General features: G+C 71.9%; 12 protein-coding genes. 7 read left to right on the top strand and 5 right to left on the bottom strand.

Going from position 1 to position 13985, the window contains the following annotated elements:
- Positions 1–20: 20 nt before the first annotated feature.
- The gene (locus tag BLW76_RS26120; RefSeq protein WP_091319880.1) at positions 21–746 is read left to right on the top strand and encodes a dienelactone hydrolase family protein; all 726 of its coding nucleotides are present in this window, start codon (positions 21–23) and stop codon (positions 744–746) included.
- Here the strand turns inward: BLW76_RS26120 and BLW76_RS26115 are convergent.
- A complete protein-coding gene (locus BLW76_RS26115; RefSeq protein WP_091311915.1) occupies positions 743–2041 on the bottom strand; it encodes a M20/M25/M40 family metallo-hydrolase in 1299 nt (432 codons plus the stop codon). The two genes, BLW76_RS26120 and BLW76_RS26115, sit on opposite strands and share 4 nt — an antisense overlap.
- Positions 2034–2861, bottom strand: coding sequence for a M55 family metallopeptidase (locus BLW76_RS26110; protein ID WP_091311912.1), 828 nt, complete (start codon positions 2859–2861; stop codon positions 2034–2036). Before BLW76_RS26110 ends, BLW76_RS26115 begins: the two co-directional genes overlap by 8 nt.
- Positions 2862–3092: 231 nt before the next feature.
- Between BLW76_RS26110 and BLW76_RS26105 the strand changes: the two genes are divergently transcribed.
- From BLW76_RS26105 to mptB, 5 genes are all read left to right on the top strand, one after another.
- The gene (locus tag BLW76_RS26105) at positions 3093–4874 is read left to right on the top strand and encodes an ABC transporter substrate-binding protein (protein ID WP_167385013.1); all 1782 of its coding nucleotides are present in this window, start codon (positions 3093–3095) and stop codon (positions 4872–4874) included.
- 3 nt (positions 4875–4877) lie between these two features.
- On the top strand, positions 4878–5903 hold the full coding sequence (locus BLW76_RS26100) for an ABC transporter permease (protein ID WP_091311909.1): 1026 nt from the start codon (positions 4878–4880) through the stop codon (positions 5901–5903).
- The gene (locus BLW76_RS26095; protein ID WP_091311907.1) at positions 5900–6796 is read left to right on the top strand and encodes an ABC transporter permease; all 897 of its coding nucleotides are present in this window, start codon (positions 5900–5902) and stop codon (positions 6794–6796) included. Before BLW76_RS26100 ends, BLW76_RS26095 begins: the two co-directional genes overlap by 4 nt.
- Entirely contained in the window at positions 6793–8442 is a 1650-nt protein-coding gene (gene nikE / locus BLW76_RS26090) for a nickel ABC transporter ATP-binding protein NikE (protein WP_091311903.1), read from the top strand. The genes BLW76_RS26095 and nikE overlap by 4 nt, the downstream gene beginning before the upstream one ends.
- A 153-nt stretch (positions 8443–8595) precedes the next feature.
- Positions 8596–10131: a polyprenol phosphomannose-dependent alpha 1,6 mannosyltransferase MptB gene (gene mptB, locus BLW76_RS26085; protein ID WP_091311901.1), complete on the top strand. Its 1536-nt coding sequence runs from the start codon at positions 8596–8598 to the stop codon at positions 10129–10131.
- Here the strand turns inward: mptB and BLW76_RS26080 are convergent.
- From BLW76_RS26080 to BLW76_RS26070, 3 genes are read right to left on the bottom strand one after another with little or no spacing between them, the layout of a single operon-like run.
- Positions 10128–10529 carry a TIGR03668 family PPOX class F420-dependent oxidoreductase gene (locus BLW76_RS26080; protein WP_091311899.1) on the bottom strand — a complete coding sequence of 134 codons (402 nt, stop codon included), beginning with the start codon at positions 10527–10529 and terminating at the stop codon, positions 10128–10130. The two genes, mptB and BLW76_RS26080, sit on opposite strands and share 4 nt — an antisense overlap.
- A complete protein-coding gene (locus tag BLW76_RS26075; RefSeq protein ID WP_091311897.1) occupies positions 10526–11425 on the bottom strand; it encodes a S66 peptidase family protein in 900 nt (299 codons plus the stop codon). Before BLW76_RS26075 ends, BLW76_RS26080 begins: the two co-directional genes overlap by 4 nt.
- Positions 11422–13332, bottom strand: coding sequence for an alpha/beta hydrolase family protein (locus BLW76_RS26070; RefSeq protein WP_091311895.1), 1911 nt, complete (start codon positions 13330–13332; stop codon positions 11422–11424). The genes BLW76_RS26075 and BLW76_RS26070 overlap by 4 nt, the downstream gene beginning before the upstream one ends.
- A 77-nt stretch (positions 13333–13409) precedes the next feature.
- Between BLW76_RS26070 and BLW76_RS26065 the strand changes: the two genes are divergently transcribed.
- Positions 13410–13985 carry a DUF3090 domain-containing protein gene (locus BLW76_RS26065; RefSeq protein ID WP_091311892.1) on the top strand — a complete coding sequence of 192 codons (576 nt, stop codon included), beginning with the start codon at positions 13410–13412 and terminating at the stop codon, positions 13983–13985.

Genomic DNA, 13985 nt, shown 5'->3' with positions numbered 1-13985 from the left:
GGTGGCTAGGCTCGGTGATCGTGCCCACCCAGTCACTGCGGATCCCCACCCCGGACGGCCAGGCCGACGCCTTCGCCGCGTTCCCCGACGACGGCGAACGCCACCCCGGCGTCCTGATGTACCCGGACGGCTTCGGCATCCGGCCCGTGCTGCGCGAAATGGCGCGGCAACTGGCCGGCCACGGGTACTTCGTGCTCGTCCCCAACCCCTTCTACCGCCACGGCCCGACGCCGGTCATCGACCTCCCCGAGTACATCGGCGAAGAGGCCCGGCCCGGGGTCTTCGCCCAGCTGATGCCCATGATCGAAGCCCACACCACCGAACGGATCCTGCGCGACGCCGACGCCTACCTGCGGTTCCTCACCGCCCGGCCCGAGGTCGTCCCCGGCCCGATCGCGACGACCGGCTACTGCATCGGCGGCCTCCTGGCGACCCACACCGCCGCGGCCCACCCCGGCCAGGTGGCCGCCCTCGCCGCCTTCCACGCCCCCGTGGGCGCCGCCGGGCCCGACAGCCTGCACCGGATCACCGCCAAGGCCCACTTCGGCCACGCCGAAACCGACCTGACGCCCGAAGCCCTCGGCGAGCTCAACCAGACCCTGGACGCCGCGGGGCTCGACCACACCTCCGAGATCTACCCCGGCACCGTCCACGGCTTCACCATGTCCGACACCGACTCCTTCGACCCCGCCGCCCTGAAGCGGCATTGGGAAAGCCTGCTGGCACTCCTCGGCCGCGCCCTCTAGCAGTTCTCGAGGAACCGGGCCAGGACGCGGGTGCCGAAGTGCAGGCCCGCCACCGGCACCCGCTCGTCCACCCCGTGCGCCATCGCCCGGTACGGGAACCCCTTCGGCAGCCACAGCGGCGCGAACCCGTAACAGGCGATCCCCAGCTGGGTGAACGCCTTCGCGTCCGTCCCGCCGCCCAGGCAGTACGGCACCACCACGGCTTCGGGGTCCTCGGCCCGCAGCGCCGACGCCATCGCGGCGAACCACGGCGAATCCACCGGCGCCTGCACCGGCGGCTGGTGGGCGACGAACTCGCGCGTCACGCCCTCGCCGAGCAGCTCGTCCAGCGCGGCGAACAACGACTCCTCGGTGCCCGGCAGCACCCGCACGTCGACCTGCGCGGTCGCCGTCGACGGGATCACGTTCACCTTGTAGCCCGCGTCGAGCATCGTCGGGGTCGTGCTGTTGCGGACCGTCGGCAGCACCAGCGAACCCGCCGGGCCGAGCGCCGCCACCGCCGCGTCCACGCCGTCCGAAGAGGACAGATCCACCGGGACGCCCAGCGCCGCGCCGGTCCGCTCCAGGAACGCCCGCACCGCCGGCGTCAGCGTCACCGGCCACTCCTGCGCCGCGATCCGGTGCAACGCCCCCACCAACCGGGTGACGGCGTTCTCGTCGTTCGGGCGCGAGCCGTGCCCGGCCCGGCCGCGGGCGGTCAGCCGCAGGTGCGCCGTCCCGCGCTCGGCCGTCCCCACCGGGTACAGGTGCACGTCACGGCCGTCGGCGGCGGGCACGTGGTAGGTGTAGCCACCCGACTCGCTGATCGCCGCCACACAGCCCTCGAACAGCTCCGGGTGGGCCGCGACGAGCCAGTGCGCGCCCCACTCGCCGCGGTCCTCCTCGTCGGCGACGAACGCCAGCACCAGGTCCCGCCGCGGCCGCGCGCCGCCGGCCAGCGCGGCCAGCACCATCGCGACGAAGTCCTTCATGTCGGTCGCGCCGCGGCCCCACAGGTACCCGTCGCGCACCTCACCGGCGAACGGCGGCACCGACCAGTCCGCGGCGTCCGCCGGGACGACGTCCAGGTGCCCCTGCACCAGCAGCGCCGGCAGTGCCGGATCGGTGCCCGGCACCCGCGCGATCACGCTGGCCCGGCCCGGCGCGGCCTCCAGGACCCGCGACGGGATGCCCAAGCCGTCCAGGAACGCGGCCACGTACTCGGCCGCCGGCCGCTCCGGGCGGGCGTCGTTGTTCCCGCGGTTGGTCGTGTCGAACCGGATCAGGTCCGCGCACAACTCGACGACGTCAGCCATAGATACCCTGCACCGCCCCTGCCGCGATCGCCGTGACGACCTTGAAGCACTTCATCGCCTCGGTCATGTCCGGCGCGTCGAACCCGACCCGCCGCGTCCCGATCTGCTCCACCGTCGGGATCACCGCCGTCGCCTGCGCCAGGTGGCTGGCGTCGAACTCCACCTCGATCCGGTGCGGCCCCACCCGCCGCTCCTCCCGGCCCGCCCGGCTCATGGCGTCGGCCGCCGCGCCGGTCAGCAGCTCCGCCGTGCGCGAAGGCGGCAGGCAGATCGCCGCGTACCGGCTGACGCACTCCTTCACCTGGACCAGCTCCGCCTCCGGAGCGTAATCACGGGCGTCCTCACACGTTTTGTCGTCACCCGAAACGAGCAGGACAGGGACGCCGTACTCCGCGGCCATGCCCGCGTTCAGCCGGCCCTCGCTCGCCGGGACGTCGTCCAGCCACACCCCGGTGATCTGGTTCTCCAGGTAGGTGTGGGAAAGGACCCCGTCGAAGCCCGCGCCGGCGTGGTAGCCGAGGAACACCACACCGTCCACACCGGAATCGACGCCCTGCATCATCGACAGCGGCTTGTGCCGCCCGGTGAGCATCCGCGCCCGCGGGTCCAGGTCCTCCAGCAGGAGATTCCGCTGCGAGGAGTGCGCCTCGTTGACCAGCACGTCGCTCGCCCCGGCCTCGAACAGCCCGGCCAGCACCGCGTTGACGTCGCCGGTGAACAGCCGCCGGAAGCGGTCCCACTGCGGCGAACCGGGCACGACGTCGTCGGTCCAGGTGACGCCGGTGGCGCCCTCCATGTCCGCCGAGATCAGGATGCGCATGCCGGGCACTCTAGCCAGCACGCCCGGCGCCCGGACGCGGAACGCCCCCACTGCCCGATGTCACTCAGCGTGACGATCAAGCGATCGATAACGATCGGGCAGTCGCCGAGGCGGCAACATATTGCGCGGTTGTCCCGATATGTGGTTACTTCTCGTCCTTGGGGAGGTTCACAAGCGAACGATGGGGTGGTTTCGGTGCAGTTCCAACGTAGATCCGGGCGTTTCGCCCGCGTGGGCGCGGTCTTCGCGGCCGCGACACTGGCGGCGATCCCGCTCGCCGTACCCGCCCAGGCCCAGCAGGGCAAGGTGCTGCGGGTCGCGCTCACCACCGGCATCGACCACCTCAACCCGTTCACCGCGGCGCTCTCGGCTTCGACCCAGATCGGCCGGTTCACCTTCGAGTTCCTGACCATCCCGAACGCGGAGAAGGCCGAAGCCTCGCCCGCGCTCGCCGAGTCGTGGACCCCGTCGGCGGACAAGCTGACCTGGACCTTCAAGATCCGCAGCGGCGTCAAGTGGAGCGACGGCAAGCCGGTGACCGCCAAGGACGCGGCCTTCACCTTCAACCGCATGCTCACCGACGAGAACGCCCGCACCGCCAACGGCAACTACGTTGCCAACTTCGAGACGGTCACCGCACCCGACGACACCACGCTCGTCATCAAGACCAAGGCCGTGCAGGTCAACATGAACCTGCTCGACGTGCCGATCGTGCCGGAGCACATCTGGGCACCGATCAAGGACCTCAAGGACCCCTCGACCGACACCCTCGCCGTTTCCGGCGTCTCCGACGGCCCGTTCCAGCTCACCGAGTACAAGCCGAACGAGTACGTCAAGTTCAAGGCCAACAAGGGCTACTGGCGCGGCGCTCCGAAGATCGACGAACTGCAGCTGCTGGTGTTCAAGGACACCGAAGCCGCCGTCAACGCGCTCAAGCAGGGCGAAGTCGACGTCATCAACCGGCTCAACCCCAACCAGTTCGAAGCGTTGAAGGGCCAGCAGGGCATCACCACCAACGCCGCCCCCGGCCGCCGTTACGACGAGCTGTCGATCAACTTCGGCGTCACCGACAACGCGAACAACCCGATCGGCGACGGCAACCCGGTCCTCAAGGACATCAACGTCCGCAAGGCCATCACCCAGGCGGTGGACACCCAGGCCATCGTCGACAAGGTCCTCAAGGGCCTCGGCCAGGTCGGCGGCGGCGTCGTGCCCGCCATCTACGCCGACTACCACTGGGACCCCAGCGACAGCGAGAAGGTCAAGTTCGACCTCGCCGCCGCCAACACCACCCTCGAACAGGCCGGCTACCGGAAGGGCCCCGACGGCGTCCGCACCGCCCCCGGCGGCGCCAAGCTCGAACTGCGCCTGACCGGGCACGCCAACCGCAGCTACGACCAGGGCGTCGCCCAGTACGTCACCGGCTGGCTCAAGGACATCGGCATCACCGTCAAGCAGGACCTCGTCTCCGACGACGAACTGTCCGACCGCACCCAGGCCGGCAAGTACGACCTCGCCATCGGCGGCTACGGCACCAACCCCGACCCGGACTACGCCCTCTCGCTGCACACCTGCGGCGCCCGGCCCGCCCCGGACGGCAAGGGCGGCAGCACCGACACCTTCTTCTGCGACGCCGCCTACGACGAGCTCTACAAGAAGCAGCTCACCGAAACCGACGACACCAAGCGCGCCGAGTACGTCAAGCAGGCACAGGCCCGGCTCTACAGCCAGTTCCCGACGATCGTGCTCGACTACCAGAACGCCCTCGAGGCCTACCGCTCCGACAAGTTCGCCGGCTTCACCACCCAGCCGCAGCCCAAGGGCGCCATCCTCGAGCAGACCGGCTACTGGGGCGTCTACGGCGCCACCCCGGCCGGCACCACGAACACGGCCGATTCCGGCAGCGGCAACACCGTGCTGTGGATCGTCATCGGCGCGGTCGTCGTGGTCGTCCTGGTCGGCGGCGGCATCGCACTGGGCCGCCGTGGCAAGACGTCAGAGGACCGCGAGTAAGACATGACCACCCCCGACCAGGCCGCGGTGCTCGTCGACCCCGACGAGCACCGCGGCGGGACCGGCACGGCCCGGTTCGTGCTCACCAAGATCGTCGAAGCGCTGATCAGCATCGTGCTGGTGATCGTGCTGTTCTTCTTCCTCTTCCGGATGCTGCCCGGCGACCCGGTCGCCGCCATGACCCGCGACCACCCCACCAGCCCCCAGCAGATCGCCGAGCTGCGCGAGAAGATGGGCGTCGACAAGCCCGTCCTCGTCCAGTTCGGCACCTACTTCTGGAACCTGCTGCACGGCGACCTCGGCGAGTCCCGGCTGCTCAACAACGGCCGCCCGGTCGCCGACATGATCGGCGAACGCCTCTGGCCGACCATCCTGCTCGTCGGCAGCGCCACCTTGCTCGCCGTCGTCCTCGGGCTGTGGCTGGGCATCCGCGCCGCCTGGCGCCGCGACAGCTTCTTCGACCGCAGCCAGACCGGGCTCGCCCTGACGCTCTGGTCGGTCCCGCAGTTCTGGCTCGGCCTGATGCTGCTCGTGGCGACCGGCGGCCTGTTCCCCAGCCGCGGCATGCACTCCCCGGACGCCGCGCCCGATGTCCTCTCCCAGACCCTCGACGTCCTGCACCACCTGGTGCTGCCGTGCGTGACGCTGCTGGCGGTGTTCTACGCCCAGTACATGCTGATCATGCGGTCGTCGCTGCTGGGGGAGATGAACGCCGACTACCTCACCACCGCCCGCGCCAAGGGGCTGCGCGACGACCTCGTCCGCCGCCGCCACGCCGTCCCCAACGCCCTGCTGCCCACCACCACGCTGGTGTTCATGCAGTTCGGCTCGGTGCTGGCCGGCGCGGTCACCGTCGAGGCCGTGTTCAGCTGGCCCGGCCTCGGCCAGCTCACCTACGACGCCCTGCACGGCCCCGACCTGCCGGTGCTGCAGGGCGTGTTCACCGTGCTGGCGGGCGCGGTGGTGCTGATGAACCTGCTCGCGGAACTGCTCTACCGCGTGCTCGACCCGAGGGTGCGTACCTCATGACCACCGCCGAGACCCCGCGGCAGATCGCCTGGAGCCGCCGCCGCGCGTCACTGGCCAGGACCTGGCGCGAGTTCGCCGCCCAGCGGGCCGCGCTCACCGGGCTCGTCCTGCTCGCCGCCACCGTGCTCGTCGCCCTGCTCCTGCCGCTGATCAGCGACGAGACCGGCCTCGACGTCACCAAGGCCACCGGGGCACCGCTGTCCCCGCCGAGCGCCGACTTCTGGCTCGGCACCGACAACTTCGGCCGCTCGGTGCTGCTGATGACCGTCTGGGGCACCCGGATCTCCCTGCTCGTCGGGTTCTCCGCCGCCCTGCTGTCGGTCGTCATCGGCACCCTGATCGGCATCACCGCCGCCCACTTCGGCGGCTGGGTGTCGGCGACCCTGCTGCGGTTCACCGACTTCTTCCTGGTCCTGCCCTCGCTGATCCTCGCCATCGCGCTCTCGGCGGTGCTGCCCAAGGGCGTCGGGACGATCATCCTCGCCATCGGCTTCACCGCCTGGCCCAGCACCGCCCGGCTCGTCCGGGCCCAGACCCTCACCATCGAGAGCCGTCCCTACATCGAGCGCGCCCACGCCCTCGGCGGTGGCCACCTGCACATCATCGGCAGGCACGTCCTGCCCGGCGTGATGCCGCTGGTGCTGGCCAACACCACCCTCGTCGTCGGCAACGCCGTCATCGCCGACGCGACCCTGTCGTTCCTCGGCGTCGGCGACCCCAACTCCATCACCTGGGGCCTGGTGCTGGAGAACGCGCTCAACAACGGCGCCATCAGCCGCGGCGCCTGGTGGAACGTGCTCCCGCCGGGCATCGCCATCGTCCTCGTCGTCCTCTTCTTCACCCTGGTCGGCCGGGGCCTGGAGACCGTGTTCAACCCGAGGTTGAAGAAGTGACCACCCCGCTGCTGCAGCTCACCGACCTGAACGTCACCTACGCGGTGGGGGACAAGGAGGTCCCCGCCGTCCGCGGCGTCGGCCTCACCCTCGACCCCGGCGGCACCCTCGGCGTCGCCGGCGAATCCGGCTCCGGCAAGTCCACCGTCGCGATGAGCGTGCTGCGGCTGCTGCCGCGCACCGCCAAGATCGCCGGCGAGATCCTCCTCGACGGCGAAGACGTCACCACCATGAAGTGGGGACGGCTGCGCGCGGTCCGCTGGGCCGAGGCGTCGGTGGTGTTCCAGGGCGCCATGCACGCCCTCAACCCGGTCCGCAGGATCGGCGAGCAGATCGCCGAACCCCTGCGGCTGCACCCGCCCTCGGGCAAGCCGCTCACCGACACGCAGGTCAACGCGCGCGTCGCCGAACTGCTCACCCAGGTCGACCTGCCCCCGAGCCGGGCCGGCGCCTACCCGTACGAGCTGTCCGGCGGGCAGAAGCAGCGCGTCATGATCGCCATGGCACTGGCCTGCTCGCCCCGGCTGATCATCGCCGACGAACCGACCACCGCCCTCGACGTCATCGTCCAGGCCCAGGTCCTCGCGCTGCTCTCGCGGCTGGTCGCCGAACAGGGGATCGGGCTGATCATGATCAGCCACGACCTGTCCGTGCTCGCCGACACCTGCGAACGCATCGCCGTCATGTACGACGGGCAGATCGTCGAAGAAGGCCCCAGCGCCGAGGTGATGGGCTCGCCTCGCCACGAGCACACCCGGGCGCTGGCCGCGGCGTTCCCGACCGTCGGCGACCCGGTGTCCCGCTTCGCGCCCGCCACCAGCACCCCGCTGCCCCCGGAGCCCGCGGACCGGGTGGCGGGGGAGCCGCTGCTGGCCGCGGAGAACCTGCGCGTGTCCTTCCGCGACCGCACCGGCAAGCGGATCCACGCCGTCGCCGGCGTCGACCTCACCGTGGCCCGCGACGAGATCGTCGCCCTGGTCGGCCAGTCCGGCTCCGGCAAGACCACGTTGGCCCGCACCCTGCTCGGCCTGCAGAAACCCGACTCCGGCGTGGTCCGCTACGCCGGGAACCCGGTGCCGACCGGGGGCGCCGGGCTCAAGGCCTACCGCCGTCAGGTGCAGCTCGTCCTGCAGGACCCGACGAGTGCGTTGAACCCGGCCCACACGGTGTACGAGGCCGTCGCCGAAGGGCCGCGGATCCACCAGCTCGCCGACGAGCGCGCCGTCGTCCACCGGGCACTGGAAGCCGCCGAGCTGCGGCCGGCGGAGAAGTACGCCGACCGGCTCCCGCACCAGCTCTCCGGCGGCCAGCGCCAGCGCGTCGTCATCGCCGGGGCACTCGCGCTGGAGCCGTCGGTGGTGGTGGCCGACGAGCCAGTGGCGTCGCTGGACGCGTCCGTCCGCGGCGAAATCCTGGCCCTGCTGCTGCGGCTGCGGCGCGAACTCGGCCTAGCGGCGCTGGTGATCACCCACGACCTGGGCCTGGCCTGGAACATCGCCGACCGCGTCGCCGTGATGTACCGCGGCGAGCTCGTCGAAACCGGGACCGTGGAGCAGGTGCTGCTCGACCCGCAGCACGAGTACACGAAGTCTCTGCTGGCCGCCCTGCCCGGCGGCACCGCCCAGCGCCGGACCGTGGAAACCTGACCGCCCGCCGTTCCACGGACGTCATGAAAGAGTCGTTCATGACGTCGGATGACATGAACGACTCTTTCATGACGTCCCTCGCCCGGCGGCCGGCAAGGAAAACCGGCACTGCGGGAACTCCGCACGAGCGCGTTGTGTAACCTCCGAACGGAAATGGCGACCACCACCGACCCCGCACAGACGCCCTCGACCGGACTGGCCGAGCGGCTCCGCGTGCCTTCGCGATTCCCCTACCGCACGATCGCGATGGGCACCGTCGGCAGCACGCTGCTGATGATCGCCGCCCTCGGCGCCGGCGGGATCCTGATCTCCGACCCCGTGCTCGGCCACGGCCCGCTCTCCTGGGTCCGCTACGGCCACGGGCGGATGCTCGCCAACGTCGTCCTCTACACCGGCTTCGGCCTGGTCGTGTGGGCCTGGGTCCGGCTCGGCCGCTACGTGCTGCTCGGCCGCGTCGGCAGCCGGCCCGTCCTGATCGCCGCCGGCTGCTGGATGGCGCCGCTGCTGGTGTCGCCGCCGCTGTTCACCCGCGACGTCTTCTCCTACCTCGGCCAGGGCGCCCAGCTGCTCTACGGGCTCGACCCGTATGCCAACGGCCCGGCCGAGCTCGACGTGCTGCCGAACGTGGTGCAGAACGTCCACCCGCTCTGGCAGACCACCCCGGCCCCGTACGGACCGCTGTTCCTGCTGATCTCCAAGGGCGTGGTCGCCACCACCGGCGACAACATGATCCTCGGCGTCATCCTCATGCGCCTCGTGCTGCTGGTCGGCCTCGCGGGGACGCTGTGGGCACTGCCACGACTGGTCAAGCACCTCGGCGGCAAGCTCCCGGTCGCGCTGTGGCTCGCGGTGGCCAGCCCGATGATGGTGATCCACCTCTTCGGCGGCCCGCACAACGACCTGATGATGCTCGCGTTCCTCACCATCGGCGTCCTCGCCGCCCTGGAACGCAAGCACGTGCTCGCGGTCGTCCTGGTCACGATCGGCATGCTGATCAAGCCCACCGCGGCGATCGCGCTGCCGTTCATCGTCTGGATGTGGGCCAACCACCTCACCGGCGAGTCGAAGGTCCGCAACTTCCTGCGCGCCGGCGCGGCCTCGGTGGGCCTGTTCCTGCCGGTGTTCGTCGCGGGCACGTGGATCTCCCTCGGCTCGCTCAACCTCGGCTGGTGGTCCGGGCTCAAGGCCCCGCAGCTCATCGCGAACTGGCTGAACATCCCGACCGGCATCGGCGAGGTCTTCTACAACCTCGTTCACCTGATCGTGGACGTCCAGGTCTCCCCGTTCGTGACGGTCGCCCGCGCGGCAGGCATGCTCCTGCTGATCGGCTTCGGCGTCCGCCAGTGGTGGCTCGCCCGCGGCGGCGGCACGGAAGCGGTCTACCGGGCCGGGATCTCGCTGCTGGCGGTGGCGATCCTCATGCCGCCGACGCTGCCGTGGTACCTGACCTGGGGTTTCGTGCTCCTGTCGGCGTTCAAGTGGCAGCCGCGGCACCTCGCCCTGGTGGTGGCGGTGTCGGTGTTCGTGACGCTGGTGTACTACCCGACGGGCGAGCAGGCGCTGTACGACTGGTGGTTCATCGCCGGGGTCGTGCTGGCCAGCCTGTACGCGGCGGCGTCCCTGCTGCGCCCGGACCCGCTGGGCATCATCGACGCCTGGCGGCGCCCGGAGAAGTTCCTCCGCGACTAGCTCCCCGCCCAGCCGCTCCACCGGTGCACGTCCGTGACCACCACGGCGTGCTCCGGCGGTCGCGCGGCGTACTGCTCGTACTTCGCCACCAGCCATTCCACCGGCTCGGACCCCGCAGGCAGCACCCGCGCGACCCCGTCGGCCCGGACCCACCACAGCCGTGACCAGTCCTCGTCGTAGCCGTCCGCCAGGAAGCACACCGCCGGGTTCGACTCGATGTTCGCCAGCCGGCGCAGGGCCGTCGTGGACTTCGGTTTGTGGTCCACCGCGAACACCACCTGATCGCCCCGGACCGCGAACGTCACCGGGACCAGGTGCGGCACCCCCTCGGCCGAGACCGTCGCCAGCCGCGCGACCCGCGCGGCGGCGAACCGGTCCCGTGCCTCTTCGGGGGTCACGTCAGGGCCGGCGCGTCGAACGTCAGCGTCCCCAGGTCCGCGTCCAGCGTCACCGGCACTCCCAGCGGCAGCGTCGGCGACGACGCCACGTGCCCGAACCCGAACTCCTCCACCAGCGGCACCCCCAGCGGCCCCAGCCGCTCCACCATCAGGGCCCGCACCTCCGCCGGGTCGCCGCACGCCGCCCACGAGCCCAGCACGATCCCGCGCACCCCGGCGAACCAGCCGCTGCGCAACAGCTGCGTCAGCATCCGGTCCAGCCGGTATACGCTCTCCGTCACGTCCTCCAGCAGCACGATCGCGTCCCGTGCCGACCCGTGCTCCGGCGTGCCGATGCCCGCCGCCAGCAGCGACAGGTTGCCGCCCGTCACCACCCCCGACGCCCGGCCCGGCACGATCGCCGACCCGCCGCGGACCACCAGGGTGTGCTCCGGCTCGAACAGCGACCGCCGCAGGTGCTCGACCGCGAAGTCGTCGAACAGCACGCTCGCCGGCATCGGGGAGAACATCGTGGACAGTCCAAGGTGGACACCCACGGCCCGGTGCAACGCCGTGATGTCCGACGATCCGGCCAGCACCTTCGGGCCCGCCGCCCGCAGCGCCGCCCAGTCCACCAGGTCCAGCATCCGCTGCACGCCGTACCCGCCGCGGGCCGCCAGCACGCACCGCACGCCCGGGTCCAGCCACGCCTCCATGAACTCCGCCGCCCGCACCTCGTCCGGCGCGGACAGGTACGGCGGCGAGCCGGGCGAGGCACCCACGCACGGCCCGACCCGCACCTCGACGCCCCAGCCGCGCAGCACGGGCAGCGCCTTCTCCAGCAGGTCCGCCGGCACCGGCCCGGCCGGCGCCACCAGCGCCACCGTGTCCCCGGCCCGCAACCGCGGCGGCCTCACCGCGACAGCTCCAGCCGCGCCACACCCGGCGTCTCGAACCCGAACACCTGGCCGTAGAACGACAGTTCCGCCTCCAGCGCCGCCACGATCGTCGCCGCCTGCCGGAACCCGTGCTGCTCGCCGTCGAACCGCTGGTAGGCGTACGGGATCCCGCGCCCGGCCAGCCGGGCCACCAGCCGGTCGGCCTGCTCCGGCGGGCAGATCCGGTCCTCCAGCCCTTGCTGGAAGAGCACCGGCACGGCCAGCTCCCCGACGTTCGTCAGCGGCGAGCGCTCCACGTACCGTTGCTTCGCCGAGGGCAGCGGCCCGACCAGCCCGTCGAGGTAGCGCGACTCGAAGTCGTGCGTGTCCGCGACCCACCCGGCCAGGTCCAGCACCGGGTACATCACCGTGCCCGCCCGGTAGGTCTTCGTCGTCGTCAGCGACGCGGCCGCGGTGAACCCGCCCGCGCTGCCGCCCTTGATCGCCAGCCGGTCGCCGTCGGCCAGCCCGGCCGCCACCAGCGCCTCGGCCACCGCGACGCAGTCGGCGACGTCCACCACGCCCCACTGCTCCCGCAGCCGCTCCCGGTAGGCGCGGCCGAACCCGGTCGACCCGCCGTAGTTCACCGCCGCCACGCCGATGCCGCGGCTGGTGAAGTACGCGATCTCCAGGTTCAGCTCGGCGAAGTGCTGCCCGGTCGGGCCGCCGTGGACGTCGACCAGCAGCGGCGGCCGCTCACCATCGGGCGCGGCGAAGTCCGGGTTCCGCGGCGGGTACAGCACCACCGGCACGGTCTCGCCGTCCGCCGTGGTGAACACCCGCTCCTGCGGCACCGGCAGGTACGCCGAGGGCAGCTCCGGCTGCGGCGTCAGGTCCGTCACCGCGCCGCCCGGGGAGACCCGCACGACCGCGGCCTCCCGCGCCGGGCCACCGGCCACGCCCACGATGTCTTCGCCCGACACCGCGAGTCCTGTCGAAGACCAGGCCGTCAGCTCGCCGGCCAGCGGCGTCACCGAGCCGTCGGCCTCGTCGAGCACCGCCAGCCGGCCCGCGGACAGCACCGCGTGCCGGCCGCCGCCCAGCGGCGCGAACCACCGCGACCCCGTCTTCCACAGCGGCCCGCCCAGCTCCTGCTCGACCGGTGCCAGGTTCTTCACCGACCCGTCCAGGCCGACGCGGTGCAGGTTCCACCAGCCGTCCGGGTCCATGAGCGCCAGCAGCGTCTCCGGCGTCTCCCACTCGACCTGGCACACCGAGACGTCCGCGCCGCCGGCCGGCACCCGGTGCGGCCCGAACGCGCCGTCCTCGCCGACGGGAGCCACGCACAGCTCGGTGCCGTCCCACGGCATCAGCGGGTGGTCCCAGCCGAACCAGGCCGCGTGCCGCCCGTCCGGCGACAGCTTCGGCACCGTCAGGAACCGGTGGCTCGCGGCCAGGACCCGCTCGCCGCCGCCGTCCACCGCGATCGCGACCAGTTCGCGCTCGACGTCGGCCGGCCGCGGCCCGGTGCCGCGCTCCCGGACCGCCCACACCTCACCCGGCCGCCCGGCCCGCAGGTCGCCGTAGCGGACGCTCTGGGGTTCCGCCGGAGCCGGCGTGAGCGGCACCACGCCGGTTTCGCTCTGCGCGTACACGCGCTGATCGGCCCAGTGCGTGAACACCACGATCCCGCCGGCCACCGCCCACGGCCGGCCGCCGTACTCGTGCAGCCGGTTGCGGACGTTCCACGGGGCGGCCAGGACGTCCTCGGTCCCGCCCGGCACCGCCCGGACCAGCGCGACCCGGCCCTGTTCACCGGGTCTGGCCTCGGCCCACCACACCTCTCCGCCGACGACGTCGAGCCACTGCGGGCCGCCGCCGGCGGCGGCCACGTCGGCGGCGGTGATGGGTGAGGACCAGGTTCCGTACGGGGAGATCCGAGACACCCCCCGAGGCTAGCGGCCCGCGAACCATGGGGCGGCGGATGCCGATCATGCGCCGGTGGCCTAGGGTCGTCAGTGCTATGTCTCGCGTAATCCACGTCTTCCGCCAGCCGGATCGGTTCGTCGCCGGCACCGTCGGCGAGCCCGGCGATCGCACGTTCTACCTCCAGGCGTCGGAGGACGTGCGCACCATCAGCGTCACCATCGAAAAGCAGCAGGTCGTCGTCCTCGCGGAACGGCTGAGCTCGCTGCTGGAGGAAGTCGCCAGCCGGTTCGGCGCCGACGTGCCCGACGACGCCCCCGAGGACCTCGTCGACCTCGACCCCCTCACCGTCCCGGTGGAGGAGGAGTTCCGCGTCGGCACCATGGGCCTCGGCTGGGACGCCGACAGCAGCGCGGTCGTCATCGAGCTGCTCGCCATCACCGAGGGCGAGGTCGACGAAACGGTCGTGCTCGACGACACCGAGGAGGGCCCGGACGCCGTCCGCGTCTTCCTCAGCCCGGCCGCCGCCCGCGCCTTCGCCGAGCGCGCCGACCGCGTCGTCAACGCCGGCCGCAAGCCGTGCCCGCTGTGCGCCGAGCCGCTCGACCCGGCCGGGCACATCTGCCCCCGGCAGAACGGCTACCGGCGCGAGACGGACGCGGGCGAAGACTGA

This window comes from Amycolatopsis tolypomycina, assembly GCF_900105945.1.
GTDB classification, from domain to species: domain Bacteria; phylum Actinomycetota; class Actinomycetes; order Mycobacteriales; family Pseudonocardiaceae; genus Amycolatopsis; species Amycolatopsis tolypomycina.
The sequence above is the reverse complement of the archived record's forward strand: the minus strand, read 5'-3'. Positions and strand labels throughout refer to the sequence as shown.

Excerpts from the sequence above, each read along its gene's own strand:
- BLW76_RS26115 (WP_091311915.1), bottom strand. The coding sequence starts at position 2,041 with ATGGCTGACGTCGTCGAGTTGTGCGCGGACCTGATCCGGTTCGACACG.
- BLW76_RS26110 (WP_091311912.1), bottom strand. The coding sequence starts at position 2,861 with ATGCGCATCCTGATCTCGGCGGACATGGAGGGCGCCACCGGCGTCACC.
- BLW76_RS26100 (WP_091311909.1), top strand. The coding sequence starts at position 4,878 with ATGACCACCCCCGACCAGGCCGCGGTGCTCGTCGACCCCGACGAGCAC.
- BLW76_RS26095 (WP_091311907.1), top strand. The coding sequence starts at position 5,900 with ATGACCACCGCCGAGACCCCGCGGCAGATCGCCTGGAGCCGCCGCCGC.
- mptB (WP_091311901.1), top strand. The coding sequence starts at position 8,596 with ATGGCGACCACCACCGACCCCGCACAGACGCCCTCGACCGGACTGGCC.
- BLW76_RS26065 (WP_091311892.1), top strand. The coding sequence starts at position 13,410 with ATGTCTCGCGTAATCCACGTCTTCCGCCAGCCGGATCGGTTCGTCGCC.